Origin of the sequence: Lactococcus fujiensis JCM 16395, from assembly GCF_002441655.1 — a bacterium.
Lineage (GTDB): Bacteria > Bacillota > Bacilli > Lactobacillales > Streptococcaceae > Lactococcus > Lactococcus fujiensis.
The window spans coordinates 142,272-169,258 of record NZ_JXJU01000003.1; the positions used below are offsets into that span (position 1 = coordinate 142,272).

Here is a 26,987-nt window from a genome sequence, read left to right on the forward strand (position 1 = left end):
TATTACCACAAGGAGAAATTAAAAATGGCTAAAAAAAGCAAAAACTTGCGCGCAGCTTACGAAAAAGTTGACGCAACTAAACTTTACAGCGTAGAAGAAGCAGTAGCACTTGCTAAAGAAACTTCATTCGCTAAATTCGATGCAACTGTTGAAGTTGCTTACAACCTTAACATTGACGTTAAAAAATCTGACCAACAAATTCGTGGAGCAATGGTATTGCCTAACGGAACTGGTAAAACTGCTCGCGTTCTCGTTTTCGCTCGTGGTGCTAAAGCTGAAGAAGCTAAAGCAGCTGGTGCAGACTTCGTTGGTGCAGATGAATTCGTCGCTAAAATCAACGGTGGTTGGTTGGACTTCGATGTTGTAATCGCAACTCCAGACATGATGGCAATCGTTGGACGTCTTGGACGTGTCCTCGGACCACGTAACTTGATGCCAAATCCTAAAACTGGTACAGTAACAATGGATGTTACTAAAGCAGTTTCAGAATCAAAAGCTGGTAAAGTAAACTACCGTGCTGACAAAGCTGGTAACGTACTTGTTCCAATCGGTAAAGTATCATTCGAAACAGAAAAACTTGTTGAAAACTTCAAAGCTTTGAACAGTGTTATCGTTGCTGCTAAACCATCTGCTACAAAAGGTGCATACATCACTAACCTCTCAGTTACAACAACAATGGGTCCTGGTGTAAAAGTTGATTCAGCATCATTTTAATTAAATCGAAATAGAAAAAGAGCTTAGGCTCTTTTTTTTATTTTCATTTTTTTTTATTTTCCGCTTTCAAATTTTAATTCAGTTAATTTATATAGAAAACACGGTAATATTTTGACAATTTAGAAAAAAAAGAATACACTAGAGAAACAATTATTGAAGAAAGGAGTTTTTATGAAAAATAGTCAGGAAATATTGGAACGTGAATCTGAAAATATACCTAAAAGTTCACGCATCAAATATTTTGATATGGTTATTGACCATGGTGAAGGAGCACTTATTTATGACGTTGAAGGAAATGAGTACATAGATTTTTTAGCAAGTGCATCTTCCGCAAATACAGGTCATTGTCACCCCAGAATCGTTCAGGCCATACAGGAGCAGGCTACAAAATTGATTCATTTTACTCCAGCTTATTACGCGAATGAAGTGACATCGTCATTGCTAACACGTTTGGCAAATGTAGCACCAGGCGATTTTCCAAAAAAAGTGGCGGTGGGGACTTCTGGATCTGATGCTAATGACTCCATGATTAAATTTTCTCGCGGTTACACAGGTAGACCTTACATCATATGCTTTTCGGGTGCTTACCATGGCTCAACTTATGGCTCAATCACCTTATCCGGAGTCAGTCTGAATATGTCACGTAAAATTGGGCCCCTTTTACCGGATATTGTTAAAATGCCATTTCCCGATACACATAAAATGCGACCCAATGAAACAGAAGCTGAATTTGTAGATCGGATGTGGGAAGCATTTCTGGAACCATTTGAAAATTGGTTACCAGTTGAAGAAGTTGCTGGAGTAATTATTGAGGGAATTCAGGGGGATGGCGGCATCATCGCTGCGCCGAAAGCTTACATGGAAAAACTGTACGCTTTTACCAGAGAACACGGAATTGTTTTTGCAGTTGATGAAATTAATCAAGGATTTGGACGGTCTGGAAAAATGTGGTCGATAGACCATTTTAATATCGCTCCAGATTTAATGAGCATAGGAAAATCAGTAGCATCAGGGATGCCTTTCTCAGCTTTAATTGGTCGAACGGAAATTTTGGATAGTCTAGATACCCCAGCCCATGTCTTTACAACTTCTGGGAATCCTGTCTGTGCTGCTGCTGCACACGCTACTCTAGATGTCATTAATGATGAAAAACTTGTGGAGCGTTCAGCGCGACTTGGCGAAATTGCTAAGGCCTTTTTCCAAAAAATGCAAACCAAATATAATTTTATTGGAGATGTCCGTATGTATGGATTAGATGGAGGGATTGACATTGTCGATGAAGATGGTCGTCCTGATCCTGATGCCACGACCAAAATTATTTATAAACTCTTTCAATTAGGAGTGATTATGATTAGCTTAAGGGGAAACATCTTACGTTTTCAGCCACCACTTGTCATTACTGACGAACAATTGAGTCAAGGTTTAGCAAAAATAGAAAAAGCATTTGAAGCTTTGAATAATAATGAAATAGAGTCACCCGAAAAAGCCCAATCGATTGGCTGGTGATAAATAATAATGAATTGGAGGAAAAATATGAGCTTTACAAAAAGAGCTGAATTTGAAACATACAGTAAAAAAGATAAAAAATTAGGACAAACACTTGGTGTACGTGATTTTTTGGCACTCGGAGTCGGAACTATTATTTCAACATCAATATTTACCCTACCTGGGGTAGTTGCAGCTGAATATGCTGGCCCAGCCGTTGTCTTTTCTTTTTTGATTGCTGCAATAGTTGCAGGCTTGGTTGCTTTTGCCTATGCTGAAATGTCGACGGTCATGCCTTTTGCCGGATCGGCCTACTCTTGGATATCCGTCTTATTTGGGGAAGGCTTTGGTTGGGTTGCTGGCTGGGCATTATTGGCGGAATATTTTATTGCTGTCGCCTTTGTTGGATCGGGATTTTCAGCAACGTTCAAATCATTACTTGCACAATTGAATATTACATTACCCACTGCTCTGGCGAATCCCTTTGGTACGAACGGCGGAATTGTTGATCTTATTTCATTAGTTATTATTGTCGTTTCTGCCTTGGTTGTTTGGCGTGGTGCAAATGATGCAGGTCTTGTTGGACAGGTCTTGGTTGTTCTGAAAGTTCTTGCCATTGTTACATTTGTCGTTGTCGGAATAACCGTTATTAAACCACAAAACTATGTCCCATTTGTACCTGCACATAATCCAAAAACAGGATTTGGTGGCTTTTCTGGAATTATTTCTGGAGTCTCAATGATTTTTCTTGCTTATATCGGTTTTGATTCAATTGCTGCCAATGCAGCTGAGGCAAAAAATCCCAAACGTACAATGCCAATTGGAATTCTTGGATCACTTGTTATTGCTGTTGTCTTATTCTCTGCTGTAACCTTGGTCTTGGTTGGCATGCATCCTTATTCAGCTTATGCTGGAAACGCAGCACCAGTTTCATGGGCACTAGCGGAAGCGGGGTTCAGCAAGCTTTCAGTTGTAGTTTCAGTCGTTGCTGATGCAGGAATGTTTGTTGCACTCCTCGGCATGATTCTGGCAGGATCTCGTCTTCTTTATGCATTTGGACGTGATGGGATGTTGCCACCAGCCCTTGGAAAACTTGACAAGCGTGGATTACCAACTAACGGACTTATTACTGTAACCGTTGTTGCCGTAATCGTGGGAGCTTTCTTCCCATTTGCTTTCCTTGCACAATTAATCTCAGCTGGAACATTAATTGCTTTCATTTTCGTGTCACTTGGAATGTTTGCTCTTCGTCCTCGTGAGGGTAAGGACCTACCAGAGGCAAGCTATAAGATGCCATTTTACCCTGTTATGCCAGCTTTAGGTGCAATTGGTTCTGCTTTTGTCTTTGAAAACCTTGACAGCTTAGCCAAACTTTATGCATCCCTTTGGTTTATTTTGGGAATTATCATTTATGCAATATATGGAAGTAAGCATAGTAAGAGAATTCAAGCGGCTGAAATTAAAACAGCTGAAAAAGCGCAAAGCGTGGCTACGGTTGCTTCATCGGATGCAAATGTCGAAACCCTTAGTAGATGATTTTTTATCATAATAAATCTATTGATTACTTAGAAAACAAATGCTAAAATGTGTAAATGATAATCTTTCTATGGTCCTTTGTCACCGTTGTTTTTGCTATCATTTATATTTTTCAGTTGATTCATATGAATTTGATTGGTTTACAACTCGTTGCGCTGTTAGTCCTATATTTATCTTTTAGAGAAAGCAAACGTAATAATTATGTGAAAATTGGAGGAATGAATCTTGAAATAATCTTTGTTCTGACAGTTCTATATTTGTCCCATCATACTTTTACTTATGTCAATTCAGGAGACATCGAGAAAATCATATTGATTGGAACAAGTTTCATTCTTGCCGAACTTATCGGGATTTTCTGGGGGTATCGATTTTATAAACAACAACAAAAAAAATAAAAAAAAACAGGTTGGTTCAATCTGTTTTTTCTGTGCTTGAAGTCTTTTCTTTAATGTTTTCAATGAGTTTATTGATTTTATCAATCCGTGGTTGAGCCGAGGTTTGAAACTCAGTTACTTTTCTTTGTATTGACTGAGCTGTTTTTTCTGCGCTCACCATTTCAATTTTGACACGTTCAACATTGGTCTTAACAGCCTCAACATTTTCGGCAAGTTCGCTAATGAGTGCCTTCATATCTGTAATAAAATTGGCCATGGGATGCTCCTTTTGTAATTAATTAGATGAGTCACGATTAATCTCAGAGGCAATTGCTGCTAAATCGAAGTCATGTTCTGTAAATTTTCCGACAAATCCATCATCTTCTGCATAACGTGGAATCAAGTGGACGTGAGTGTGAAAAACAGACTGCCCTGCAATTTCTTCATTATTTTGTAAAATATTCATACCTTTTGCATCCAAGTTTTTAACGATTTTATTAGCAATCATTGGAATTTTTGAAAAAAGTAAAGCGGCATCATCTGGCGTCATTGCTAATAAATTACGAGTGTGTCTTTTAGGTACAACAAGCGTGTGTCCCTTGGTAGTTTGTGTTATATCAAGGAAGGCAAGTAGGTCATCGTCTTCGTAAATTTTTGTGCTCGGAATTTCACCTGCAATAATTTTGCAAAAAATACAATTGTCCATTTCAATTACCTCATCGTTTTTTCATTCCTTAATCAAAAAATTAAGGTTAAAAGAGACCTAAATTAATTCCTAAATTTTTCAAATAAGAAATGATTATGAAGAAAGTTTTTAAGCGTTCTCTTTTTTTGATATAATAATTATATCAAATTTGAAGAGAATTGGAGAATAAGCATGACTTTAAAAATAACAAACTTAACAGGAGGATATTTCGGTAACCCGGTTTTAAAAGATGTAAATTTTGAAATTTCAGATGGCGAGCTCGTCGGCTTAATCGGTCTTAATGGCGCAGGGAAATCAACAACAATTCAAGAAATCATTGGCCTTTTGACTCCTTATTCCGGTATGATTGAATTAGATGGGATGACTTTGCAACAAGATTTGGAAAGTTACCGTAAGAAAATTGGCTTTATTCCAGAAACACCAAGCTTATATGAAGAATTAACTTTGCGTGAGCACATCGAAGTAACCGCATTGGCCTACGGTATTCCGAATGATGTCGCCATGGAGCGTGCCAACAAATTACTTGAGACTTTTCGATTGAGTGATAAATTGGACTGGTTTCCAGTTAATTTTTCAAAAGGGATGAAGCAAAAAGTAATGATTATCTGTGCTTTCTTGATTGAACCTTCATTATATATTATTGATGAGCCATTTATGGGCCTTGATCCTTTGGCCATTCAAGATTTAATTGAATTAATGCTCGAAATGAAGAAAAATGGTTCTTCGATATTAATGAGTACGCATATTTTGTCAACAGCTGAAAAATTCTGTGACAAATTTGTAGTATTAAATGAAGGTCAAGTTATTGCTGCAGGTACAATTGATGATTTGCGGCAAAAATTCGGTCAACCCGGTGCTTCCCTCGATGAAATATATCTTGGCCTGACGAAAAATTCAGTTGCAAAAGCAGGTGTGGTTTATGAATGAAGTGTTTAAGAAAAGACGGGAAAGATTTTATTCCCAGAATTTGAAGTATTTACGATATGTTTTTAATGATCATTTCACCCTCTTTTTGCTAATTTTACTCGGGGCTTTGGCCGTTCAGTATGCTCAATTTTTGCAAAATCATACGCTGACTTCTGGGGAAAAAATCGGAGTGGTTATATTGCTCAGTGCCTTGGCTCTTGTACCTGGCCGGTTTGCTACTTTTGTTGAGCCAGCAGATAAAGTATTTCTGCTTGTTAAAGAAATTGAATTTAAAAAATATTTGATTCAAGCCATGGTCAGGTCTCTCATTTTACCATCCTTTGTTGTCGTGCTTCTGGTCTTTATTTCGAGTCCCCTACTTGGCTTGCCCCTTGGCTTGCTGATTTTGTGGCCTATTTTACTTTTATTAATAAAAGCTGGATTGTTCTTTTATCTATTCCAAAGTTGGCAGAAAAATGGGATATTAAATTGGACAATGATGATTAATGCTGAAGAAAATCGAAAAGTTTCTATTTTGCGATTCTTTGCCCTTTTTACAAATGTGAAAGGCTTAAAATCGCATAGTCATCGAAGAAAATATCTTGACTTCCTATTGCCAAAAACGCGACGGACTTACGAATATATTTTGTCACGGAGCTTTTTAAGAAGCGGTGAATATTTGGGCTTAACTTTACGATTGTTGCTTTTATCTGTTCTGGCGCTCATTTTTATCAAAAACTCTATTTTGGCTGTCGTTTTGGTCTGTGTTTTAAATGCGTTGCTCGTATACCAATTGATTGCCTTACGTGAAGCGGTGGATTATCAACTTTTCACACGCATCTATCCCTTAAGAAATGCATCAAAATCAGGAGCCGTCCAACGAATCTTAATTCGTGTCATTGGCTTTTTGACCCTCATTGAAATAATCCTAGGTTTAATTTTTATCCATGACCGTCTGTGGTTACTTGCCATAGTCGGAATCAATTTCTTATTAGCTAAGTTTTATATAAAAAACAGATTAAAAAAATAAGCGATTAACGCTTATTTTTTTATTATTTTTGTCCCGTGTACAAAATTTGTTCCTGTCAGTTCTGAGAATTTTTCATAGTTCTCGAAAGTTACTCCGCCACCGATCAGGAAATTAATTTTTCCAGCAGCATATTCGACAGAACGTTTGATTTTTTCAACTTTTAAAGGCTCTTTTAATGGACCACCATGCAATAAAATCTTATCCACACCTAGCTCAATAAGTTGATTGAGAGCTTCTTTTTGATCTTCTTCGGCAATTTCATCAAAAGCCATGTGGAAAGTGACAGGCAGGCCTTGGGAGGCTACCATGAGTATCTCCATTGCTTCTAAGTCAATCTTGTTGTCACTAGTCAATGCTCCAAAAACGAGATTTTGCGCGCCAGCCTCAATTGCTTTTAGAATATCATTTTCCATTATCTTTAATTCATACGAATTATAGATAAAGTCACCACCACGAGGACGAATCATGACTGCTAAAATTGTTTTTGAATCGGTTAAAAATTCACTGGCTTGTTGAATCACACCATAAGAGGGAGTCGTACCACCGACTGCCAGATTGTCACAGAGTTCAATTCGTTCGACTTGGCTTTTTATTGCTGTAGGAATTTCTGTGAAGTTTTCGACGCAAAGTTCTCGGATAATCATGTTTTACTTCCTTCTTTTCTTTTTGCTCATTTTATTATACCATAGAGGTATATGCTAAAGAAAATCGAGAAATCTGCACAGTTTTTACAAAAAAATCAAAGTATACTTCGTTGTCCACTTTGTCATGAAACAATACGAGTCGAAGGCTATGCACTTGTATGTACCAACAACCATACTTTCAATCTCAATAAAAAAGGTTATGTTAATTTTTTACAGCAAAAGCCTGATATAGAACACTATACGAGAAAAATGTTTGAACCCAGACGTCGATTAATTTCATCGGGAATGTATGCGTCGGTCTTGAGCGAAATTGAAAAAGAAATAGTCAAAGGAAACCTTCTTGACGTCGGAACAGGTGAGGGGACTTTTTTAGATTTAATCCCATTTTCTGGAAATAAATTTGGCTTCGATATTGCAAAAGATGGAATCGAAATGGCGACTGAACTTGAAATTCAGGGATTTTTGAGTTTGTCAGATCTGACCAATTTGCCTTTTGCAGATCAAACATTTTCCACAATATTGAACATTTTTACGCCGTCAAATTATCATGAATTCAAACGTGTCATGACTGACGATGGTGTCGTCTTAAAAATTGTCCCTGATCAATTTTATTTGAGAGAACTTCGTGAAAGCTATGGAATTCCTCTCGACTATGACAACCATGCTGTCGTTGAACGCTTCAAGGAAGAGTTCCCAAAGCGTATTCAAAAAGAGATTCGTTCTGTTTTTGAAATACCAGAAGCACTTCGCCAAGACTTTTTAGAAATGAGTCCACTTGAGTGGGCTGTCTCATCTGAAGTAAAAGCATTAGCTCACCAAAATCCACCAAAAACGGCAACGGTTCATGTTCAATTATTAATTGGCAGAAAATAAATCATTTGAAACAAAAAAGTCTGTCACTTGTGACAGACTTTTTAATATTTATTTCATCAGCATTTTAAAGCCCTCGCTTAATCCTTTTTTGCAAGCGAGAAAAATGATTAGGGAAAGGACAAAAGCAATAGGTACGGCAATGATCGCAGTCATTACTGACACAAGCCAGTATGTTAAAATTGCTAACAAAACTGAAAAAAGAGCAATATTAACAAAAAATGTCAATTCAGAAACACGTTTATCAAGGTTCGATGAAGTTTTGTTTTGTGTTTCGGCGTAATCATAGTAAGTCTGTTTTTCGTAGAAGTCTTTAAAGTTTCTTAATTCCATAATGTTTTACTTAACTTTCCTGAATTTATGTACTTTTCATTATAGTACAAATGATAGACGATTACAAGTCAAATAGATATCGTTGGTTACAATAATATTACTGTTGTGTAAAAATAACTTTAAGTTGAAGTCTGAAAAGGACAAATAAACATGATATAATAGAAATCAGAATTGGGAACTCATTTAATCCATGAATGAAAGAGAAGATTGAAGAAAATGATAAAAATTACAGCAACAGCAGAAAGTATTGAACAAGCTCGTAAATTGTTAGAAATAGGTGTTGATAATCTTAATATCGGAGAAGGTGAATTTGGACTGCGAGTTCCCACCGCTTTGACTTTGGACGAAATTCGTGAAATAACAAGGATGGCCCATGAAGCAGGAAAGACAGTAACTGTTGCAGTGAATGCTTTGATGCACGTCGAGAAAATGGAAAAAATTAAACCATTTCTTGATTTTTTACAAGAAATTAAGGTCGATAGGATTACAGTTGGCGATGCAGGTGTTGTTTTTGTGCTTCAGCGTGATGGTTATACACTTCCATTTGTTTACGATGCCTCAACGCTCGTTACCTCAGCGCGACAAGTAAATTTCTGGGCTGCGCAAGGAGCCATCGGGGCTGTTTTAGCGAGGGAATTACCCAAAGAAGAACTTGAAATAATGTCAACTCACCTTGATATACCTACCGAGATTTTGGTCTATGGTGCTACTGTCATTCATCAGAGCAAACGTCCCTTGTTGCAAAACTATTTCAATTTTATCAAAGTGGACAGTGAAAATGTAGGTAAAGGTCGCCAGGCAAATCATTTTATTTCAGAACCTAAAAAAGAAGATACTCACTATAGTATTTTTGAAGATCAGCAGGGGACGCATATCTTTGCAAATGATGATATTAATATGATGACTGAACTTGCAGACTTGTCTCAAATGGGGTATCAAAATTGGAAGCTCGATGGTATCTTCACACCTGGAGATGGGTTTGTTGAGATTGCTCAATTATTTGTTGAAGCGAAAATATTAGTGGAATCAAACCAATTTACTTTAGCAGAAGCAACACGTTTGGATGAAGCCGTTCGTCGATTACACCCAGCAGAACGCACTGTTTCACATGGTTTTTATGACATAAATCCTGCAAAAATTAAGTGAATGGCCAATCTGGTGAGTAAAAGAATGCAGATTAAAAAATATCATGCCATTGACCTCGATATTTATGAGGCAGGATTAGAATTACGAAATAAAATTCTGAGAATTCCATTAGGAAAAAGTCTATACGATGAAAATTTATCTATTGAAAAAGAAAATGATTTTTATGGTTTATTTCTAGAAAATGTATTGTCTGCGACGCTTGGAATTTTTGAAGAAAGTCCTATAATTGCACATTTAACCTCATTTGCGGTCGAAGAAAAGGTACAACAAATGGGCGTTGGCAGTGCACTATTAAATTTCGTCGAAAATGACTTAGTCAAAATGGGATTCAAAGAAATTGAGGTTAGTGCTCGTCAGACAGCATTAGGATTTTATCAAAAAATGGGTTTTGAAGTAAGTGACGGACCAATTTGGAATGAAGACTTGGAAATCTGGGACTTCTTAATGTTCAAAAAATTGAAAGATATTTAGAAAAATATTAATAGAAGGCTATTTTGTAATAGTCTTTTAATTATTTCAAAGTTGAGAAATTAAGAAAAAGTTCACAATGTCAAATAGATTTGTCACAGGTTCTGTTGGGAATGGTTGAAAGATTCTTGTAAAATAGGAGTATAAAAAGTTTTGGTCATTAAGTCTGATTTGCATGAGGCTTAAAAGGAGAGTGAGTTTTCATTCGACCTTTTCAAAATACTTACTATCTTGAAAATAGAAGGAATCTAAAATGCAAAAAAAATTAAATCGTCCTGAAGTTTTGGCTCCAGCAGGAACTTTGGAAAAGCTCAAAGTAGCGATTAAATATGGTGCTGACGCCGTTTATATTGGTGGACAGGCTTATGGGTTGCGCTCTCGTGCTGGAAACTTTTCGTTTGAAGAAATGGCTGAAGGCGTTGCTTTCGCGAAAGCACACCATGCCAAGGTTTACGTAGCTGCAAACATGGTTACCCATGAAGGAAATGAAAAAGGTGCAGGAGAATGGTTTAGAACCTTGCGAGACATCGGAATTTCTGCCGTTATCGTTTCTGATCCAGCATTAATTTCAATTTGTGCCAGTGAGGCCCCGGGTTTAGCCATTCATTTGTCAACACAGGCGTCGGCCACAAATTATGAAACCTTACAATTTTGGCAAAAATTAGGATTGGAACGCGTAGTATTGGCACGGGAAGTCTCAATGAACGAACTTTCTGAGATTCGCAAACATACAGATATAGAAATTGAAGCATTTGTACATGGAGCAATGTGTATTTCCTATTCTGGTCGATGTGTTTTATCAAATTATATGAGTTTGCGTGATGCCAATCGGGGGGGCTGTTCTCAGTCATGTCGCTGGAAATATGATTTATATGATCTTCCTTTTGGTCAAGAGCGAAAATCCATTCATGGCGAAATCCCTGAAGCATTTTCAATGTCTGCTGTGGATATGAGTATGATTGACCATATTCCTGATATGATTGAAAATGGAGTCAATTCCTTGAAAATTGAGGGACGCATGAAATCAATTCATTATGTATCAACGGTAGCAATGGTATACAAAAAAGCAATTGATGCATATCTTGAAGGAGCGGATGTATATGAAAAGGTGAAGCAAAGCTTGGTGGATGAATTATGGAAAGTTGCCCAAAGGGAATTAGATACGGGCTTCTATTATAGTACTCCTGACGAAAATAAACAGCTGTTTGGTGCCCGTCGAAAAATTCCTGAATACAAATTTGTCGGAGAGGTTGTTGATTATGATGCAGAGGCAATGGTAGCTACAATCCGTCAGCGAAATGTTATCCAAGAGGGGGATGCTATTGAATTTTATGGCCCCGGTTTCCGTCATGTGGAAACCATCGTCCAAAATCTGCGTTTAGCAGAAAACGATGAAATCATTGACAGGGCCCCAAATCCAATGACCTTGCTCCATATTGATGTTCCATTTGCTGTTGTCCCAGGAGACATGATTCGTAAGTCAGGGTCAGGGCTAATTAACTTATATGACAAGTCTACAGGAGTAAGAAAAACAGTTCGTGCCCAAGCATAGTATAGATTGAAATCTGTCTTTTAGACAGATTTTTTTTCATATTTATGCTTAAATAGGAGATGAAGAAAACTAGAAAATAGAAAGATGAGTAGAAGATGAAAAAAATTGGCGTTTATTTTGGTACATTTGCACCAATGCACATAGGACATTTGCATCAGGTTTATAAAGCAGCATTTGAAAATGATGAAGTTCTGCTTGTTGCATCAGGTTTTGATGACGATCGTGGTGCGAAAATAGGACTCGATTTGAATCGGCGCGTTTCAGCACTGACAGAATTTTTTTCAGATGAATCTCATATTCATGTTGTAAAATTAGACGAAAATGACTTACCACCGATGCCTGATGGTTGGGACGAGTGGACTAGTCGATTGCTTGAGTTTGTCCATTCGATTGCTGAAGGTGAAATTTTCAAAGCAACATTTTATGTAGGGGAAGAAGAGTACGTCACAGAATTGAGAAAACGCTTTCCACTGAATGAGAATACTTACCTTGCCAAAATTGCTGATCGGTCAAATATTCCAATTTCGGCGACTCAAATCAGAAGTCAGCCACAAAAAAATTGGGAAAAAATTATCCCGACTTTTCAACCTTATTTTGTCAAAAGGGTGAAAATAAAAACCGTCAATGCCGACCTTCTTATATTACGATTAAATAAACTTTTTGCGAATTCTGGAGTTCAATTTGTTTCAACAGCAACCCCCATTTATGATTTAGAACTTGAGTGTCATCAAAGACAGCTCCTGCAAGATTTTTATACGATCATTGACCAAGTTAACAAAATCTACGATTTAGAAGTCTTGAGACTAAAATAATAAATCAGAGCTTAATGCTCTGATTTATTTTGTAGTTTTTCATAAAAATGGTGTTTCTTTAACAAAATGAAATCCAAATGATTTTCAAGTTCGCTAATTTGATGGCGTAAAATGCGTTCTTGATCAACTAAGATACTGATGCGTTGGATGATTGTTTGGTCGCCTTTCTTACGAAGCTCAGCATAGTTTAACATCGTTTCCAGATTCATTCCGATTTGTTTTGCCTGTTTTATGAAACGAATCCATTCCAAGTCATCTTCAGAAAATGTACGATAGCCATTTTCTAATCTTTTTGGCTCCAAAATCCTAATTGTTTCATAATAACGAAGCGTTGAAATGGGTAATCCTGTCAATTGGGATATTTCTGATATTTTATACATTATTTCCTCACAAAATCATTGCCCTCAAGTGAACTTTATAGTTTGTACTAATTATAACAAAAAAGGGAGAAACGATGAATAAAGTGACAGTGCTCTGTTTATTCGATGCATTCCACAGGTCGAATTTTCTAACATGTTAAATGCGATTGATATTGTAAAAGCCTTGGTTGAAAAAGAAAAAGAGAACCTCTAGTTCTCTTTTTCTTCAATTGTTCCCTGATTGACAGTAAATACAGATAAGTTTTCTGGCATATTTTTCAAATGGTCAAGTGTTGTTGTCGTCATAAAAGTTTGTGTTTTCCCCAAACTGGTTTTTATCAAATCGAGTTGTCGCGTATTATCTAATTCACTCATGACATCGTCTAAAAGTAAAATAGGGTATTCACCAGTTTCTTCATAAATCAAATCAATTTCAGCTAATTTGACAGATAAAGCCACTGTCCTTTGTTGACCCTGACTTCCGAAGTCAGCAACATTCATATCGTTAATGATAAATTGCAAATCATCACGGTGCGGTCCCACACTGGTTAAATGACGATAAGTGTCGAGCGAGTGGCGCTCAGTCAGTTCTGACAGAAAATCATCTTTCACGTGTTTTTGATAAATGATCTGAAGTTTTTCTTTATCATGGGTCAATTGCGCATGAACTTTTTGGGCATAATGATTTAATTTTTCGATGAATTTAGCACGTTGTTCAATAAGTTTGTTTCCATGTAAAACGAGTTGTTCATCTAATACAGCCAAAAAATGAGCATCGATTTTATCAGAATCAAATTTTAAATATGCATTCCGCTCTTTTAAAGCGCGATTATAACGAACGCTATCATAGAGATAAACAGGACGAATTTGCCCAAGCTCCATATCCATGAAACGTCGACGACCAGCTGGCGCACCTTTGACTAATTCCAAATTCTCAGGTGCAAACATTATTAAATTGAGCTGCCCAATGTAATCTGCAAGTCGATTTTCTTTCAAATGATTCGCTTTTGCGATTCGGCCTTTGTGATTCAAAATAACTTCAAGCGGAACACGTCCGCCATTCTTTTCAACTAGGCCGGCCACCTTCATTTCTTTAGCTGTCCAACGAATCAGTTCTTTATCGTGGCTCGTCCGGTGAGAACGAGTCAAAGCTAGAAAATAAATGGCTTCAAGGATATTCGTTTTTCCCTGAGCATTCTGTCCTAAAAAAATATTGAGCTGCGGATGAAAATCTAACTCAAGGTGCTCATAATTTCTAAAATTGGTTAACTGAAGAGAATTTAGTTTCATTCATTTTACCAAACTGAGATCAAGAACGACCTGGAAAACGTGGTGCAGCTTTCTTAGGTGCTTTTTTAGGCTTATTTTCTGCATTCATTTTCTTGACGATTGCTTTTACTCGATCCTCTTCAGCTTTTTCCTCATTACGATCCGCAAGTTGTTGTGCTGTTGCGGCAACGAAACGGACTGATAAATCATAAGTTGGAAGCTCAAGTAAGTCTCCATCGTGCATTTTTTTACCACGTCTATTTTCAGGTTCGTGATTATGGAAAATTTCTCCGTCGTTAGATGCCAAAAACATCTTCGCTTGACCACCTGTAGCAATCAAGCCTAATTCTTTCAACGCTTGACCTAGTGTAATGTATTCTTCAAATAATATAAAATTTTGCATAACCCAATTTTAACACAAATTTTAAAGAATCGTACGTGTATTTTTTTGAGATTTTGGTATAATAGAATTTACTAGAAAAGTTGCCAAAAAGATGTAGAGAAATTGGAATTTAAAAGTAAGAAATTGATTAGGGGAATTCTCTACTATTAAGACAACTCGCTCGAACAAAATATTGTTCCTGCATGAAAGTGAATTGAAAATTTGACCAATTATAAATGTACTGAAGGTGTGAATCTTCATGTCATCCAAGCCTCAAAATTTAAAACTGTAAAAATAATGCTTCGTTTCCGAGAAGAGCTTAATCAGGCACACCTTGGAAAAAGAGTTCTTATTTCTAATATGTTGGAAACAACAAATCAAATCTATCAAACCGATCGTGATTTTTCTCGTGCACTTTCTGAAATGTATGGTGCATCATTTACGACAGGTGTGGCAAAAAAGGGAAAGCTCCATCTTCTTTCCATCAACATGAGTGTCGTTAATCCTAACTATGTCAATTTTGATACCGTAGGAAGTGCCATTGAGATGATAAAAAATGCTCTTTTTTTACCAGACGCTGATGGAACTCAATTTAATCCAGAAATATTCAAGCGAGAACAGACCAATCTGGTCCATTATCTAGAAGCAATGAATGATGATCGCTCTTATTTTGCGAGTCGCAAATTAGCTGATCTCTTTTTTACAAATTCTGAGCAAGCACTTCCCAGTATTGCAACATTGGATTTATTAAAGGAAGAAACTGCGACCTCTGTTTATGCTTATTACAAAGAAATGCTTGCAACAAATATTATTGATATTTTTGTTATGGGTGATGTCGATGAAGAGAAAGTAGTAAAGGCATTTGAAGCTTTTCCGTTTGAGCGTCGCACGGATAATGCTGATGTGATTTATCATCAACCCATCTCAACACGACCCGTTGAAGTGATCGAACATAAAGATGTTGCTCAATCCTTGTTGCAACTTGGTTTTCATCTTCCAGTAATTTATGGTGACCAGAACTACCTAAGCCTTCAAGTCATGAATGGTATTTTAGGCGGCTTTTCACATTCCAAATTATTTGCCAATGTCCGAGAAAAAGAAAGTTTAGCTTATTCAATTTCGTCAACTTTTGATTCCTTTACAGGTTTTCTAAAAATTGCAGCTGGAATTGATGCGAAACACTTCCCAGAAGCAAAAAAATTAATATTTGAGCAGTTGGAATCAATTAAAAAAGGGCAATTCAGTGTTCAAGATATTGAACAAACGAAAACGATGTTGCGGAACACGTACTTTATTGGACAGGATTCAATTGCAAATAATATTGAATTAGAATTTGTAAAGGCCTTGCTTCCAGAACGTTTCATGGATACTGAAACTTTTTTAAATGAACTTGACAAGGTGAACAAGGAGTCGATTATGAAAGTTGCTCAAGGATTGACCTATCAGGCACAATATTTTATGGAAGGCAGTAGCCTTCAGTTTGAAGAAGAATAATAAGACATGAAAAAACACTTCTATGAGAAAACGGGAGACACCCTTTATCATTCTATTTTAGAGAATGGTTTAACGGTTTACTATCTCCCAAAAGCCGATTATAATCGGACATATGGCCTTTTTACAACGAATTTTGGTTCATTAGACACCCATTTCATTGCTCCAGGAAAAGAGAAAGAATCTATTTTTCCTGAGGGAATTGCGCACTTCTTAGAACATAAACTTTTTGAAAAAGAAGATGGCGATGTCATGTATAAATTTGGAGCCTTGGGTGCACAAACCAACGCATTTACAAGTTTTACAAGGACTTCCTACTTATTTTCAACAAGAGAAAATATTTACGAATGCGTTGAGCTCCTACTTGATTTTGTTCAAGTTCCCTATTTCACTGACGAAAATGTTGAAAAAGAACAAGGGATTATTCAACAAGAAATCCAAATGTACCAAGATGACAGTGACTGGCGTTTGTTTGCAGGGCTACTTGAGCGAATGTATCCACAAACGCCACTAGCTGAGGACATCGCGGGGACGCCAAGCACAATCAATGCCATCACGGCTGATGATTTGTACCTCAATTACGAAACATTTTATCATCCTTCTAATATGAATTTATTTTTGACTGGCCCATTTGATGTTGAAAAAATGAATCAATTTGTTTTAGATAATCAATCAGGAAAAGAATTTGAGTCACATGTACCCATTAAGCGAATTGATGTGAAGCCAACAGAGCCGGTAACAGGACAAAAAATCGAACTCGAAGTTGCCATGCCCAAACTTGCATTAGGTTTTCGTGGTGATGACGATTTGCCAGAGAATTCGCAAGCCTTAATGTCATATAAAGCTGCCATTCAATTTTTATTAGATTTAATTTTCGGTCGAACGAGTCAACTTTATGAAGACTTATATAATGAAAATTTAATTGACGATTCATTTGGCTTTAGTTTTGATTTGGATAAGCGTTTTCACTTTATTACTTTGACAGGAGATACAAAAAACCCTGAAAAATTGAGCCAAGTTTTGCAAGATACATTAAAAAGTTATAAAATAGATAATGATTTCAACGAGGAACATCTCAAATTGATTAAAAAGGAGATGTTAGGTGAATATTTCTCATCTCTAAATTCATTAGAATATATTGCCAATCAATTTTCATCAGAATTATTTGATCAAATTAATTTCTTTGACCTCCCAGAAATTGTTTCAAGTTTGACACTTGAAGACATCGCTAAAAATGCAGAAAAATTTATTCAACAAATGAAAATTGTTGAATTTACAGTGTTACCCAAAAATTAAAAAAATTCGAACAGTGATAATAAAAAATCCATGCGCAGCACAATAACGAGAGGGGGACATGGTGTCAATAAAAACAATCGGTCGAGTCTTGAAGGAAAGACGTACAGAACTTGGCCTTGGACTTTCAGAAGCAGAATCATTTACAAAAATACAAAAACTATACATTGTCGCACTAGAAACGGACGACTATAAAGCACTTCCCGGTGAATTTTATGTTAAAGCCTACTTGAAGCAATATGCGGAAAAACTTGGCCTGAATGCAGATAAAATTATTGAAGCCTACGAGAACGGAAAAGGGATTGCAGTTGAGGACAAGGACGATATTCAAGAAACTTATCGTTTTGTTAAACCTAGTGAACGCGTTGAACCCGAAGAAGAATTAGGACCAAAGGATTGGCATTATTATTTCCCAATTATTGCTTTATCAGGAGTTGCGATTACTATTGTTGCAGCCGTATTTATTGCGGTAATTCTTAATAATCCAAGTTCCCCTAATTTAATGAGTTCCGATTATAGTGATTCGAAGTCCTCAATTTTGAAGCCAAGTGTTTCTTCTTCTAAAAGTACAAGTGAAAGTTCAACATCTAGCAGCAGCAGCAGTGTTGCCCCAGCTGAAAAATTAGAAGTTACTTCTATTTCGGGAAGTACCATGAACATTACTTTGTCCAATGCAGTAGATCCAATCAAAATCGTATTTACAGGTGATGCAAATTCGAATGTATGGGTACTCGCAAGAAACACAGATATGAGTACAGCAGGTGTTACCATTAGTAATCAAAACCCTAGTGCAACTGCCTCCTTAACAAGCGGGGCAACGCAATCTACGATTACACTGGGGAAAAGAACAAATTTGGCGATAACAATAAATGGACAAGCAGTCGATTTATCAAAATATACAACAACCATCGGTCCGTATAATATCTACTTGACAGTTACTCCTGCAACAGGCACGACATCAAATGCTACAACAGCTACTAGCACAGCAACGACAACAAATTCTTCCGCTCAATAAAATCTTTAAAAATTTAGAAAAGGAAAATACCATGAAACAGAAACTCCCCAATCAATTAACAATGCTCCGAATTTTTATGATTCCGATTTTCTTGATTATCCTCTACTTACCTCAAGGCGAAAAGTTTGGTTCAACATCGGTCTCATGGATTATTGCGGCAGTAATTTTTGCGGTTGCGTCATTCACAGACTGGTTAGATGGACACCTCGCTCGTAAATGGCATGTGGTAAGTAATTTTGGTAAATTTGCAGATCCTTTGGCAGACAAAATGTTGACCATGGTGGCATTTGTCATGCTGGTGACTTTGAATTTAGCGCCGGCGTGGGTTGTTGCAATCATTGTATGCCGTGAATTAGCTGTTACTGGACTACGTCTGCTTTTAGTCGAACAAGGTGGAACGGTTCTTGCAGCTGCAATGCCAGGTAAAATCAAAACTTTTACTCAAATGCTTTCTATTATCTTTCTCTTGATAGGGAACCCACTTTATATTGGTACAATTTTACTTTATATCTGTCTTGTCTTTACCATTTATTCAGGCTATGATTATTTCAAAAATGCTAATGTTAAATGGGAATTTTAAATAAATAAAAGCCACAAAAAGTGGCTTTTTTAATTACATTCATGTTGCCTCAGCTAAAATATTTTAAGATATTGGAATTTTTTGAAGTAATCCAGGAAATTGAAAGAGTGTACTCGTGTAAAATATCCAAAAAGGTCCTCTAGTAATCAATGTAATTTTTACTATTTTATCTCTGTTATTGCTAAGCTTTTTTGTTTTTTCTAATTTATTTTTAATCATAATTCTTGAAACTCTTTCTTGATTTAATAATGGAATTACGTTAGAATAGTAACATAGAGAGCGAAGTTTTGGTGCAAATTCGCAAAAGTGACGTGACATTAATCGGTAGCTCCGTTATAGCTAGCTCGAGGCTCTGAAAACAGAGTGAAATTAGGTGGTACAGCGTAATTTTGCGCCCTAAGGCTTCGGCTTTGGGGTGCTTTTTTTTGGATAATTGTTCGGAAAATTGAACTTAAGAGCTTAACGTTACTTGTTTGCAACAAACAGAAAGGAAATTCTATGAAATTACAGAAACCTAAAGGAACAGCAGATATTTTACCAGTTGAATCTGCAAAATGGCAATACCTTGAAGAAATTGCCCGTGCTGTCTTCAAAGATTATAATTATAAAGAAATTCGTACCCCAATGTTCGAAAGCTACGAACTTTTTAGTCGTGCAACAGGTGAAACAAGTGATATTGTAACGAAAGAAATGTATGATTTCGAGGATAAAGGAGGCCGCCACATTGCCTTACGTCCTGAAGGTACTGCTTCAGCTGTACGTGCTTATGTTGAAAATAAATTGTATGCCCCAGAAGTATTGAAACCTGTAAAACTTTGGTACAATGAGTCGATGTTTCGTTATGAACGTCCTCAATCTGGACGTCTGCGTGAATTTCATCAATTTGGTGTTGAGTGTTTAGGAGTAAAAAATGCAGCGATTGATGTCGAAATCATCGCGATGGCTGACAACTATTTCCGTCAACTTGGTATTTCTGGCATTTCACTTCATTTGAATACTTTAGGAGATATGTCGAGTCGGAAGGCATACCGCGAAGCCTTAATTGCTTATTTAACACCATTCGAATCAGAACTTTCAGAGGACAGCCGTCGTCGTCTTCATGAAAATCCTTTACGTGTTTTGGATTCAAAAGAACCAGAAGATATTAAAGTTGTGGAAAATGCACCATCTATTTTGGACTACTTGAATGAAGCATCTCAAGCTTATTTCGAAGAAGTAAAAACATTGCTTGAAGCGCTTGGTGTTGAATATACCGTGGATTCAAACATGGTTCGTGGATTGGATTATTATAATGATACAATTTTTGAATTTGTTGTTAAACTTGACGGAAAAGAATTGACTGTCTGTGGAGGGGGACGTTATGATGGACTCGTCGAATACTTTGATGGTCCAGCTACTCCAGCTTTTGGCTTTGGACTTGGTATTGAACGCTTGCTCCTTGTAGCCGAAGCTCAAGAAATTAACTTCATGGAAGATGAAACACTGGATGTATATGTTGCGGTAATGGGAAATCATGCTAATGTAGAAGCAACTAAAGTGGTTGAAAGTCTACGAGCACAAGCTTTCCAAGTCGAACGCGATTTTTCTAACCGTAAGCTACCCGCTCAATTCAAAACAGCAGATAAATTAAATGCTGAGTTGATTATCACTTTAGGTGACAACGAAGTTCAAACGGGGAATGTGACAGTTAAGAATAACAAAACACGTAAAGAAGTGAAAGCGACTTTGGATGAAATTTATGATTCATTCAGTCCTATATTTGAAGAATTATACGTTGAAGAAGAATTTTAAGCGAAAGTTTAAATCGTTGACTCAAAGCGGTAGAAAATTGCTTTGAAGGATAAGAAAAAGAGAAATTTAGTATGAAAAGAACAAATTACGCAGGAAATATAACTGAAGAATATTTGGGGCAAAGCGTCACTGTTAAAGGTTGGGTAGCAAAACGTCGAAATTTAGGTGGCTTGGTTTTCATCGATTTACGTGACCGCGAAGGCTTGGTTCAAATTGTTGTCAATCCAGAAACAGCGAGTAAAGAAGTTGCTGAGGCCGCAGATTATGTTCGTAATGAATTTGTCCTTGAAGTGACAGGTCATGTTGTTGAACGAGCAAGTAAAAATGATAAAATGAAAACTGGAGCAATTGAAATTGAAGCGACAGAAATCGAAATTTTGTCAACATCAAAAACTACGCCATTTGAAATAAAAGATGGGGTTGAAGTTTCAGACGACACACGTATGAAATACCGCTATCTCGATCTTCGTCGTCCAGAAATGCTAAAAAATATCCGGATGCGTCATGCAACGACTCATGCAATTCGCGAATATTTGGATGGCACCGGCTTTATTGATGTGGAAACACCATTTTTGACAAAATCAACACCCGAAGGTGCACGTGATTACCTTGTCCCTTCTCGGGTGAATAAAGGCGAATTCTATGCTCTTCCACAATCTCCTCAATTGATGAAACAATTGTTGATGACTGCTGGCCTCGACCGTTATTATCAAATCGTAAAATGTTTCCGTGATGAAGACTTACGAGGGGACCGTCAGCCAGAATTTACACAAGTTGACTTGGAAACGACTTTCCTTGGAGAAGAAGAAATTCAAACGCTCACTGAAGGATTAATTGCGAAAGTCATGAAAGATGTAAAGGGAATTGATGTTACCTTACCTTTCACACGTATGAAATATGATGATGCAATGAATTTCTATGGTTCTGATAAACCAGATACTCGTTATGAAATGTTGTTGCAAGATTTGTCAGAACTGACAAAACAATCAGGATTTAAAGTTTTTGAAGATGCACCAGTTGTTAAAGCACTCGTTGTCAAAAATGCAGCTACAAAATATTCACGTAAGGCCATTGATAAATTGACTGAACAAGCGAAACAAAATGGGGCAAAAGGGCTTGCTTGGATGAAATTTGAAAACGGAGAATTGACGGGTGGTGTTTCGAAATTCTTAACGGAAATTTCATCAGCACTGATAGAAAAATTGAAACTTGAAAATAATGACTTGGTTCTCTTTGTTGCTGACAAATTGAAAGTCGCCAACACTGCCTTGGGTGCTCTGCGTCAAACTTTAGCGCGTGAATTAGGACTGATTGATTATCGTAAATTCAATTTCCTTTGGGTGATTGATTGGCCTCTATTTGAATGGTCAGAGGAAGAAGGGCGATATATGTCCGCTCATCATCCATTCACATTGCCAACCTCTGAAACGCGCGAATTTTTGAGTGCTGATGGTTCATTTGAAGAATCTGATCTCCAAAATGTAAGAGCTCATGCATATGACATAGTTTTGAATGGTTATGAATTAGGTGGTGGCTCACTTCGTATCAACACGCGTGAACTTCAAGAAACGATGCTTGAAGCACTTGGGTTCTCGATTGAAGACGCAACAGAACAATTTGGCTTTCTACTTGAAGCACTTGATTATGGTTTCCCACCACATGGTGGCCTTGCACTTGGCCTTGACCGTTTTGTCATGCTATTAGCCGGTAAAGACAATATTCGTGAAGTGATTGCCTTCCCTAAGAACAACAAAGCGACAGATCCAATGACACAAGCACCATCTAGCGTTGCTGAAAAACAGCTAGAAGAATTGAGTATTAAACTTGCAAACAAAGATAAATAAATTTTTAGGAAAAATTCTCGATCGGTTTGGACTCTATCAAGTTTTAAAATCAATCGGTGCAGAAAAATTAGCTAACAAATTTTCAGCTGCAATTGTCTACGCGGTATTCTCAAGTTTTGCGTTGAACTTCTTCTATCAACCTGGACATGTCTATGCATCAGGCGCAACGGGTCTTGCTCAGGTTATCTCAGAATTGATTATCCGAATTACAGGACATGATTTCTTACCTATTTCGGTGACGCTTGTTTTAATCAATTTGCCTTTGTTCGTCTTAGCTTGGCGTGGAATTGGTAAACAGTTCACTATTTACACTTTGATTACTGTTGTTATGAGTTCGGTTTTCATTCATTTTATCCCAGTTACTCCCTTGACGACCGATCCATTGATCAACGCAGTTTTTGGCGGTGCCATAATGGGATTCGGTGTTGGAAATGCGATGAAATCGGGCATTTCATCGGGCGGAACTGATATTGTCAGTCTTTATATGCGAAAGAAGACGGGGCGTAATGTTGGAACTTTGAGTTTTGTTGTGAATGGATTAATCATTTTCACGGCTGGCGTTTTGTTCGGCTGGGAATATATGTTTTATAGTTTCATTGCCATTTTTGTAAACTCACGTGTTCAGGATGCTGTTTTTACGCGTCAAAAACGATTACAAGTTATGATTGTAACAGAAAATCCTGATTTGCTTATTCAAAAATTATTCGATAAATTTAATCACGGTGTAACCATTCTGAATAATTCAGAAGGGGGCTACACGCATCAAAAGAGAACCGTTTTATTCTCTGTAATCACCATGTATGAATATCAAGATTTTAAACACGTCATTGCTAAATATGACCCTCACGCATTCGTCTCAATATCAGAAAATGTTCGTGTTCTTGGAAAATTTGAAGAAGTAGATGATTGATTTTTTATCCCTCATGTTTAGCTGAGGGATATCTTTTAGATAATGCAACTGTTGCGTTGCTCAAGATTATTAATAAATATTTTTAGGAAAAGGAGTTTCATGAAAAGAATTAGTCTCCATTTTAGAAACTTTGTCGCTATTGCACTTGGTACTGCACTTTACGGTTTTGGTTTTGTTCAGTTTAATATGGCCAATCATCTTGCTGAAGGTGGTGTGGCTGGTATTTCATTGATTCTCCACTTTTTAGTACATATTGACCCGTCTTACACAAACATTATATTAAATATTCCTCTGCTCTTTATTGGTTACCGCTTCTTAGGACGCCGAACTTTCTTTTATACCATTTGGGGAATCACGTCGCTCTCGGTTTGGATGTTTCTATTCCAACGCATCCCTTTTACACTGAATATCCATCATGATTTATTGGTTGCTGCCTTGCTAGCAGGTGTGTTTGGTGGAGCCGGAATCGGTTTGGTTTTCCGTTTTGGCGGAACTACTGGCGGTGCAGATATAATTGCCAAATTAGTGCAGGCCAAAAAGGGAATCCAAGTTGGTAAAACGTTCTTTATGTTTGATACAGTTGTTTTAACCTTGTCTTTGACTTATATCAATCTTGAACAAATGATGTATACATTGATTGCAAGTTTTGTTTCTGCACAAGTTGTTGGAATTGTTCAGTCAGGTGGTTACTCGGTCAAAGGGATGCTCATTATTACAGAAAAACATCGTGAAGTTGCTGATTTGATTATTCAAGAATTTGGCCGTAGTGCTACTTATTTACATGGTGAGGGAGCCTACTCTGGACACCAAAAAGAAGTACTTTATGTAGTTTTGAACCCTAGTGAAATTCAAGAATTGCGACAAACTCTGAATGACATTGACCCGATGGCTTTTGCATCCATCATAAATGTCCATGAAGTGATTGGTGATTTTGCTTACCCAAGAAGTCGCTTTAGAGAACTCAAAAAATAAAAAAACCGAGACCTTGTCTCGGTTTTTTTTTCGTAAAATGACCTAATTGGCGTGCAAAAAGTGATACTTTGCGTTATAATGAAAGCGTAGACAAATGCGATTTAGCACAAGGAGAGATCATGCGTACAACAAGAGCAACAGAAGAAATCGAAAAAGCGATTATTCACTTGAAAAAAGCAAAACGTGAAATCAGTAATTATACTTTTGATTATGATATGCAAAATTTGATTCAACTTGATCGCACGATTAAACAGCTTGAAGCAATTCGTACAGCAGTTAACGCTGACGGAAATCAAGTTGAAGGTGTCAAATCAATCGGACAGCTTGAAAGTGAGCGCCTGTCAAGAGCAAGACAAGATGTGTCATCTCTGACAAGATAAAAATGGACCCTCAGGGTCCATTTTTATTCATTGATTAATATTGATAGTTGGCTACAAATTCGTCAATGATATTCACTATTTGTGCTTGAGATTCAGCTTCGTTAATTGCTAACTTAACTTTGCTCGCACGTTTCGCTCCTTTGAGGTAGTAGGCTGCGTGTTGGCGGAATTCACGTGATGCAATGTTGTCCCCTTTGAGGTCAACAAGACGAGCTAAATGTAATTTTGCGATTTCCATTTTTTCAGGAACAGGAGGTTCTGGAAGTAAAATTCCAGTTCGTAAATAATGTTCTGTGCGGTGCAAAATCCAAGGATTACCAAGGGCAGCACGTCCCATCATGACTGCTGTAACTCCTGTTTGATCAATCATTTTCATTGCATCTTCGGGTGTCTTTACATCGCCATTTCCGATAACAGGAATATTAACTGCCTCAGTTAATTTTGAGAGCCAGTGCCAGTTATCTTGTGCATTACCTGTGTATTGTTGGGCTTTTGTACGGCAATGCATGGCAACAGCCGCTCCACCCGCTGCTTCAATCGCTTTTGCATTTTCGACACAGAAGAGATGATCGTCATCCCATCCTAAACGAATTTTCACAGTCAAAGGCTTAGAAATTGCTTTACTGACGTTCGAAACAACATCATAAACTTTATCAGGATCAAGCAAAAGGCGTGAGCCTGCATCATTCTTCGTTACCTTTGGAACAGGGCAACCCATGTTAATATCAATGATATCTGCCACAGTGTTGGCTTCAACAAATTTTGCAGCTTCAACCAATGTATCAACTTCACCACCAAAAATTTGCATGGAAAGAGGGTGCGGTACACCTTCAAAATCCATCATCCCCAATGTTTTTTCATTGCGATGTTCAATCCCTTTGTCAGAAATCATTTCTGTAACCACAAGTCCTGCACCAAACTCTTTTGCTGTTTTCAAGAAAGCTTTGTTATTAATACCAGCCATTGGAGCGAGCACAATTTTATTTTGTATATCGATATCGCCAATTTTCCAAGGCGTGCTGAATTTTTTATCCATAGTCATAAGCTACATTTTATCATTTTTTGGTTTAAAATGAACGCTTAGAGTTTTATAAATAACTTGACAAAACGAATTCAAAAGAATACAATACGGAAAAGGCTTTTGAATAAGCAGATGGTGGACAAGTTAGCGTTTAGGAACGAAATAGAGATTGCGATAAAAAGGAATGAGCCTAGCTGGCAGAGTCAGTAAAATTAATGGCAACAACCAATCTGAAATTCCAGGCGACAAAGGATTGACAAAAAGCGCAGTGAACTTTAATAAATTTCTCTTTTTTAACATGAATAAAAAACGACGAGTTATGTGGATACTGTGTTTTGCATGGTATTCTGTTCTGACAAGCTTAATTTACGGAATTTGGACCAAATCGGGGCTCATGACTTTGATGTGCCTCGTTCAATCCATCATTTCAATTCTCTTAATCATAAATCATTGGTCAAATCATCAGTTGACTTCAAAAAATTTCTTTATTGTACCTTTTATAATGTTGCTCGGTCTTATTTTTGTGCTGTCATTTTTAGTTCTTGTTGGTTTATAAAATACCAGCAGTTTTTTTATTTCGTGACTAAATAATGTAATTCGACAAATTGACCATAAGTTTTGGTTTCAATGAGTTTTAATTTTTCCGCGTAATTTCCACTCGGAAAAAGGCGACGTCCATTTCCTAATAGTACTGGAGCAATTGTGATTTGCATTTCATCAACACAACCATTCTCCAAAAAGAGCTGAATAATTTCGCCACCACCGACGACCCAAATATCTCCAGCTAAAGTAGAAATAAATTCTCTAATATTATCTGGGTTAACAAATGTTACGGCTGTATTGGCACTTTGATTTTGGCGCGTGAATACGTAAGAATCCTGCTCGGAGTATGGCCAACCATTCTTAATGACCGACTCATCGTTCATTAACCAGTCATAAGTTTTCATGCCCATGATGACAGTTCTGATTGTGTGCATGAAATTTCCATAGCCATTATCACCATCACCAGAAACCTCAAATAGCCAGTCTAACTTGTCATCTTCTGTTGCAATATAACCATCTAATGTTGTGGCGATATAAAGTTTTACAGTCATTTTTCTCCTT

General features: G+C 37.1%; 29 protein-coding genes. 20 read left to right on the plus strand and 9 right to left on the minus strand.

Annotated elements, in window-relative coordinates; all coding sequences use genetic code 11:
- Nucleotides 1–24 precede the first annotated feature (24 nt).
- From rplA to RT41_RS03620, 4 genes are all read left to right on the plus strand, one after another.
- On the plus strand, nt 25–714 hold the full coding sequence (gene rplA, locus RT41_RS03605; protein ID WP_096817528.1) for a 50S ribosomal protein L1: 690 nt from the start codon (nt 25–27) through the stop codon (nt 712–714).
- A gap of 171 nt (nt 715–885) precedes the next feature.
- Nucleotides 886–2,220 carry an aspartate aminotransferase family protein gene (locus RT41_RS03610; protein ID WP_096817530.1) on the plus strand — a complete coding sequence of 445 codons (1,335 nt, stop codon included), beginning with the start codon at nt 886–888 and terminating at the stop codon, nt 2,218–2,220.
- A gap of 27 nt (nt 2,221–2,247) precedes the next feature.
- Entirely contained in the window at nt 2,248–3,735 is a 1,488-nt protein-coding gene (locus RT41_RS03615; RefSeq protein ID WP_096817532.1) for an APC family permease, read from the plus strand.
- 56 nt (nt 3,736–3,791) lie between these two features.
- Nucleotides 3,792–4,130 (plus strand): hypothetical protein, encoded by a 339-nt coding sequence (locus RT41_RS03620; RefSeq protein WP_096817533.1) that lies wholly within the window; start codon nt 3,792–3,794, stop codon nt 4,128–4,130.
- Nucleotides 4,131–4,146: 16 nt separating this feature from the next.
- Here the strand turns inward: RT41_RS03620 and RT41_RS03625 are convergent, their stop codons facing one another.
- Together RT41_RS03625 and RT41_RS03630 are read right to left on the minus strand one after the other, a co-directional pair.
- Nucleotides 4,147–4,386 carry a hypothetical protein gene (locus RT41_RS03625; RefSeq protein WP_096817535.1) on the minus strand — a complete coding sequence of 80 codons (240 nt, stop codon included), beginning with the start codon at nt 4,384–4,386 and terminating at the stop codon, nt 4,147–4,149.
- 18 nt (nt 4,387–4,404) lie between these two features.
- The gene (locus tag RT41_RS03630; RefSeq protein WP_096817536.1) at nt 4,405–4,815 is read right to left on the minus strand and encodes an HIT family protein; all 411 of its coding nucleotides are present in this window, start codon (nt 4,813–4,815) and stop codon (nt 4,405–4,407) included.
- A 171-nt stretch (nt 4,816–4,986) separates the two neighbouring features.
- Here RT41_RS03630 and RT41_RS03635 point away from each other — a divergent pair, with 171 nt between their 5' ends.
- Nucleotides 4,987–5,742, plus strand: a complete 756-nt coding sequence (locus RT41_RS03635) for an ABC transporter ATP-binding protein (RefSeq protein WP_054639113.1) — start codon at nt 4,987–4,989, stop codon at nt 5,740–5,742.
- Nucleotides 5,735–6,751: an ABC transporter permease gene (locus RT41_RS03640; RefSeq protein ID WP_096817538.1), complete on the plus strand. Its 1,017-nt coding sequence runs from the start codon at nt 5,735–5,737 to the stop codon at nt 6,749–6,751. The genes RT41_RS03635 and RT41_RS03640 overlap by 8 nt, the downstream gene beginning before the upstream one ends.
- An 11-nt stretch (nt 6,752–6,762) precedes the next feature.
- On the opposite strand, the gene RT41_RS03645 is transcribed toward RT41_RS03640, so the two are convergent.
- On the minus strand, nt 6,763–7,395 hold the full coding sequence (locus RT41_RS03645; protein ID WP_096817540.1) for a copper homeostasis protein CutC: 633 nt from the start codon (nt 7,393–7,395) through the stop codon (nt 6,763–6,765).
- 51 nt (nt 7,396–7,446) lie between these two features.
- Between RT41_RS03645 and RT41_RS03650 the strand changes: the two genes are divergently transcribed.
- Entirely contained in the window at nt 7,447–8,268 is an 822-nt protein-coding gene (locus RT41_RS03650) for a putative RNA methyltransferase (RefSeq protein ID WP_096817542.1), read from the plus strand.
- Between the two features lie 48 nt (nt 8,269–8,316).
- Here the strand turns inward: RT41_RS03650 and RT41_RS03655 are convergent, their stop codons facing one another.
- On the minus strand, nt 8,317–8,598 hold the full coding sequence (locus RT41_RS03655) for a DUF3270 family protein (RefSeq protein WP_096817545.1): 282 nt from the start codon (nt 8,596–8,598) through the stop codon (nt 8,317–8,319).
- 216 nt (nt 8,599–8,814) lie between these two features.
- Between RT41_RS03655 and RT41_RS03660 the strand changes: the two genes are divergently transcribed.
- The 4 genes from RT41_RS03660 to RT41_RS03675 all read left to right on the plus strand — a co-directional run bounded on the left by RT41_RS03660 (nt 8,815) and on the right by RT41_RS03675 (nt 12,576).
- Nucleotides 8,815–9,744 (plus strand): peptidase U32 family protein, encoded by a 930-nt coding sequence (locus tag RT41_RS03660; RefSeq protein WP_096817546.1) that lies wholly within the window; start codon nt 8,815–8,817, stop codon nt 9,742–9,744.
- Nucleotides 9,745–9,768: 24 nt separating this feature from the next.
- Complete coding sequence (locus tag RT41_RS03665; RefSeq protein WP_180752676.1) at nt 9,769–10,215, plus strand: GNAT family N-acetyltransferase; 447 nt, start codon at nt 9,769–9,771, stop codon at nt 10,213–10,215.
- A 250-nt stretch (nt 10,216–10,465) separates the two neighbouring features.
- Nucleotides 10,466–11,764 (plus strand): peptidase U32 family protein, encoded by a 1,299-nt coding sequence (locus RT41_RS03670; RefSeq protein ID WP_096817548.1) that lies wholly within the window; start codon nt 10,466–10,468, stop codon nt 11,762–11,764.
- A 95-nt stretch (nt 11,765–11,859) separates the two neighbouring features.
- Complete coding sequence (locus RT41_RS03675; RefSeq protein WP_096817549.1) at nt 11,860–12,576, plus strand: adenylyltransferase/cytidyltransferase family protein; 717 nt, start codon at nt 11,860–11,862, stop codon at nt 12,574–12,576.
- Nucleotides 12,577–12,587: 11 nt separating this feature from the next.
- On the opposite strand, the gene RT41_RS03680 is transcribed toward RT41_RS03675, so the two are convergent.
- From RT41_RS03680 to RT41_RS03690, 3 genes are all read right to left on the minus strand, one after another.
- On the minus strand, nt 12,588–12,956 hold the full coding sequence (locus RT41_RS03680) for a MerR family transcriptional regulator (protein ID WP_054639110.1): 369 nt from the start codon (nt 12,954–12,956) through the stop codon (nt 12,588–12,590).
- Between the two features lie 189 nt (nt 12,957–13,145).
- Nucleotides 13,146–14,225, minus strand: coding sequence for a DNA replication/repair protein RecF (recF, locus tag RT41_RS03685; RefSeq protein ID WP_054639109.1), 1,080 nt, complete (start codon nt 14,223–14,225; stop codon nt 13,146–13,148).
- 19 nt (nt 14,226–14,244) lie between these two features.
- Nucleotides 14,245–14,607, minus strand: a complete 363-nt coding sequence (locus RT41_RS03690; protein ID WP_096817550.1) for an RNA-binding S4 domain-containing protein — start codon at nt 14,605–14,607, stop codon at nt 14,245–14,247.
- Between the two features lie 201 nt (nt 14,608–14,808).
- On the opposite strand from RT41_RS03690, the gene yfmF reads away from it, so the two are divergent.
- The 9 genes from yfmF to RT41_RS03735 all read left to right on the plus strand — a co-directional run bounded on the left by yfmF (nt 14,809) and on the right by RT41_RS03735 (nt 24,862).
- Nucleotides 14,809–16,080 carry an EF-P 5-aminopentanol modification-associated protein YfmF gene (gene yfmF / locus RT41_RS03695; RefSeq protein ID WP_342743679.1) on the plus strand — a complete coding sequence of 424 codons (1,272 nt, stop codon included), beginning with the start codon at nt 14,809–14,811 and terminating at the stop codon, nt 16,078–16,080.
- A 6-nt stretch (nt 16,081–16,086) separates the two neighbouring features.
- Nucleotides 16,087–17,373: an EF-P 5-aminopentanol modification-associated protein YfmH gene (gene yfmH / locus RT41_RS03700; protein ID WP_096817551.1), complete on the plus strand. Its 1,287-nt coding sequence runs from the start codon at nt 16,087–16,089 to the stop codon at nt 17,371–17,373.
- A gap of 58 nt (nt 17,374–17,431) precedes the next feature.
- Nucleotides 17,432–18,385 (plus strand): helix-turn-helix domain-containing protein, encoded by a 954-nt coding sequence (locus RT41_RS03705; RefSeq protein ID WP_096817552.1) that lies wholly within the window; start codon nt 17,432–17,434, stop codon nt 18,383–18,385.
- Between the two features lie 31 nt (nt 18,386–18,416).
- Nucleotides 18,417–18,965, plus strand: a complete 549-nt coding sequence (pgsA, locus tag RT41_RS03710) for a CDP-diacylglycerol--glycerol-3-phosphate 3-phosphatidyltransferase (protein ID WP_054639108.1) — start codon at nt 18,417–18,419, stop codon at nt 18,963–18,965.
- A 498-nt stretch (nt 18,966–19,463) separates the two neighbouring features.
- The gene (hisS, locus tag RT41_RS03715) at nt 19,464–20,756 is read left to right on the plus strand and encodes a histidine--tRNA ligase (protein ID WP_054639107.1); all 1,293 of its coding nucleotides are present in this window, start codon (nt 19,464–19,466) and stop codon (nt 20,754–20,756) included.
- A 71-nt stretch (nt 20,757–20,827) separates the two neighbouring features.
- Nucleotides 20,828–22,600 carry an aspartate--tRNA ligase gene (gene aspS / locus RT41_RS03720; RefSeq protein WP_096817553.1) on the plus strand — a complete coding sequence of 591 codons (1,773 nt, stop codon included), beginning with the start codon at nt 20,828–20,830 and terminating at the stop codon, nt 22,598–22,600.
- The gene (locus RT41_RS03725) at nt 22,581–23,510 is read left to right on the plus strand and encodes a YitT family protein (protein ID WP_096817555.1); all 930 of its coding nucleotides are present in this window, start codon (nt 22,581–22,583) and stop codon (nt 23,508–23,510) included. The genes aspS and RT41_RS03725 overlap by 20 nt, the downstream gene beginning before the upstream one ends.
- Before the next feature lie 99 nt (nt 23,511–23,609).
- Complete coding sequence (locus RT41_RS03730) at nt 23,610–24,482, plus strand: YitT family protein (RefSeq protein WP_096817557.1); 873 nt, start codon at nt 23,610–23,612, stop codon at nt 24,480–24,482.
- A 119-nt stretch (nt 24,483–24,601) separates the two neighbouring features.
- On the plus strand, nt 24,602–24,862 hold the full coding sequence (locus RT41_RS03735) for a hypothetical protein (protein WP_096817558.1): 261 nt from the start codon (nt 24,602–24,604) through the stop codon (nt 24,860–24,862).
- 34 nt (nt 24,863–24,896) lie between these two features.
- Here RT41_RS03735 and dusB read toward each other — a convergent pair whose 3' ends face one another.
- Together dusB and RT41_RS03750 are read right to left on the minus strand one after the other, a co-directional pair.
- The gene (dusB, locus tag RT41_RS03740; RefSeq protein ID WP_096817560.1) at nt 24,897–25,904 is read right to left on the minus strand and encodes a tRNA dihydrouridine synthase DusB; all 1,008 of its coding nucleotides are present in this window, start codon (nt 25,902–25,904) and stop codon (nt 24,897–24,899) included.
- A gap of 551 nt (nt 25,905–26,455) precedes the next feature.
- On the minus strand, nt 26,456–26,977 hold the full coding sequence (locus tag RT41_RS03750) for a dihydrofolate reductase family protein (RefSeq protein ID WP_054639104.1): 522 nt from the start codon (nt 26,975–26,977) through the stop codon (nt 26,456–26,458).
- Nucleotides 26,978–26,987 lie beyond the last annotated feature (10 nt).

What these genes read in the sequence shown, in the direction of transcription:
- rplA (WP_096817528.1), top strand. Translation starts at nt 25, where the DNA reads ATGGCTAAAAAAAGCAAAAACTTGCGCGCAGCTTACGAAAAAGTTGAC.
- RT41_RS03610 (WP_096817530.1), top strand. Translation starts at nt 886, where the DNA reads ATGAAAAATAGTCAGGAAATATTGGAACGTGAATCTGAAAATATACCT.
- RT41_RS03615 (WP_096817532.1), top strand. Translation starts at nt 2,248, where the DNA reads ATGAGCTTTACAAAAAGAGCTGAATTTGAAACATACAGTAAAAAAGAT.
- RT41_RS03620 (WP_096817533.1), top strand. Translation starts at nt 3,792, where the DNA reads ATGATAATCTTTCTATGGTCCTTTGTCACCGTTGTTTTTGCTATCATT.
- RT41_RS03625 (WP_096817535.1), bottom strand. Translation starts at nt 4,386, where the DNA reads ATGGCCAATTTTATTACAGATATGAAGGCACTCATTAGCGAACTTGCC.
- RT41_RS03630 (WP_096817536.1), bottom strand. Translation starts at nt 4,815, where the DNA reads ATGGACAATTGTATTTTTTGCAAAATTATTGCAGGTGAAATTCCGAGC.
- RT41_RS03635 (WP_054639113.1), top strand. Translation starts at nt 4,987, where the DNA reads ATGACTTTAAAAATAACAAACTTAACAGGAGGATATTTCGGTAACCCG.
- RT41_RS03640 (WP_096817538.1), top strand. Translation starts at nt 5,735, where the DNA reads ATGAATGAAGTGTTTAAGAAAAGACGGGAAAGATTTTATTCCCAGAAT.
- RT41_RS03645 (WP_096817540.1), bottom strand. Translation starts at nt 7,395, where the DNA reads ATGATTATCCGAGAACTTTGCGTCGAAAACTTCACAGAAATTCCTACA.
- RT41_RS03650 (WP_096817542.1), top strand. Translation starts at nt 7,447, where the DNA reads ATGCTAAAGAAAATCGAGAAATCTGCACAGTTTTTACAAAAAAATCAA.
- RT41_RS03655 (WP_096817545.1), bottom strand. Translation starts at nt 8,598, where the DNA reads ATGGAATTAAGAAACTTTAAAGACTTCTACGAAAAACAGACTTACTAT.
- RT41_RS03660 (WP_096817546.1), top strand. Translation starts at nt 8,815, where the DNA reads ATGATAAAAATTACAGCAACAGCAGAAAGTATTGAACAAGCTCGTAAA.
- RT41_RS03665 (WP_180752676.1), top strand. Translation starts at nt 9,769, where the DNA reads ATGCAGATTAAAAAATATCATGCCATTGACCTCGATATTTATGAGGCA.
- RT41_RS03670 (WP_096817548.1), top strand. Translation starts at nt 10,466, where the DNA reads ATGCAAAAAAAATTAAATCGTCCTGAAGTTTTGGCTCCAGCAGGAACT.
- RT41_RS03675 (WP_096817549.1), top strand. Translation starts at nt 11,860, where the DNA reads ATGAAAAAAATTGGCGTTTATTTTGGTACATTTGCACCAATGCACATA.
- RT41_RS03680 (WP_054639110.1), bottom strand. Translation starts at nt 12,956, where the DNA reads ATGTATAAAATATCAGAAATATCCCAATTGACAGGATTACCCATTTCA.
- recF (WP_054639109.1), bottom strand. Translation starts at nt 14,225, where the DNA reads ATGAAACTAAATTCTCTTCAGTTAACCAATTTTAGAAATTATGAGCAC.
- RT41_RS03690 (WP_096817550.1), bottom strand. Translation starts at nt 14,607, where the DNA reads ATGCAAAATTTTATATTATTTGAAGAATACATTACACTAGGTCAAGCG.
- yfmH (WP_096817551.1), top strand. Translation starts at nt 16,087, where the DNA reads ATGAAAAAACACTTCTATGAGAAAACGGGAGACACCCTTTATCATTCT.
- RT41_RS03705 (WP_096817552.1), top strand. Translation starts at nt 17,432, where the DNA reads ATGGTGTCAATAAAAACAATCGGTCGAGTCTTGAAGGAAAGACGTACA.
- pgsA (WP_054639108.1), top strand. Translation starts at nt 18,417, where the DNA reads ATGAAACAGAAACTCCCCAATCAATTAACAATGCTCCGAATTTTTATG.
- hisS (WP_054639107.1), top strand. Translation starts at nt 19,464, where the DNA reads ATGAAATTACAGAAACCTAAAGGAACAGCAGATATTTTACCAGTTGAA.
- aspS (WP_096817553.1), top strand. Translation starts at nt 20,828, where the DNA reads ATGAAAAGAACAAATTACGCAGGAAATATAACTGAAGAATATTTGGGG.
- RT41_RS03730 (WP_096817557.1), top strand. Translation starts at nt 23,610, where the DNA reads ATGAAAAGAATTAGTCTCCATTTTAGAAACTTTGTCGCTATTGCACTT.
- RT41_RS03735 (WP_096817558.1), top strand. Translation starts at nt 24,602, where the DNA reads ATGCGTACAACAAGAGCAACAGAAGAAATCGAAAAAGCGATTATTCAC.
- dusB (WP_096817560.1), bottom strand. Translation starts at nt 25,904, where the DNA reads ATGACTATGGATAAAAAATTCAGCACGCCTTGGAAAATTGGCGATATC.
- RT41_RS03750 (WP_054639104.1), bottom strand. Translation starts at nt 26,977, where the DNA reads ATGACTGTAAAACTTTATATCGCCACAACATTAGATGGTTATATTGCA.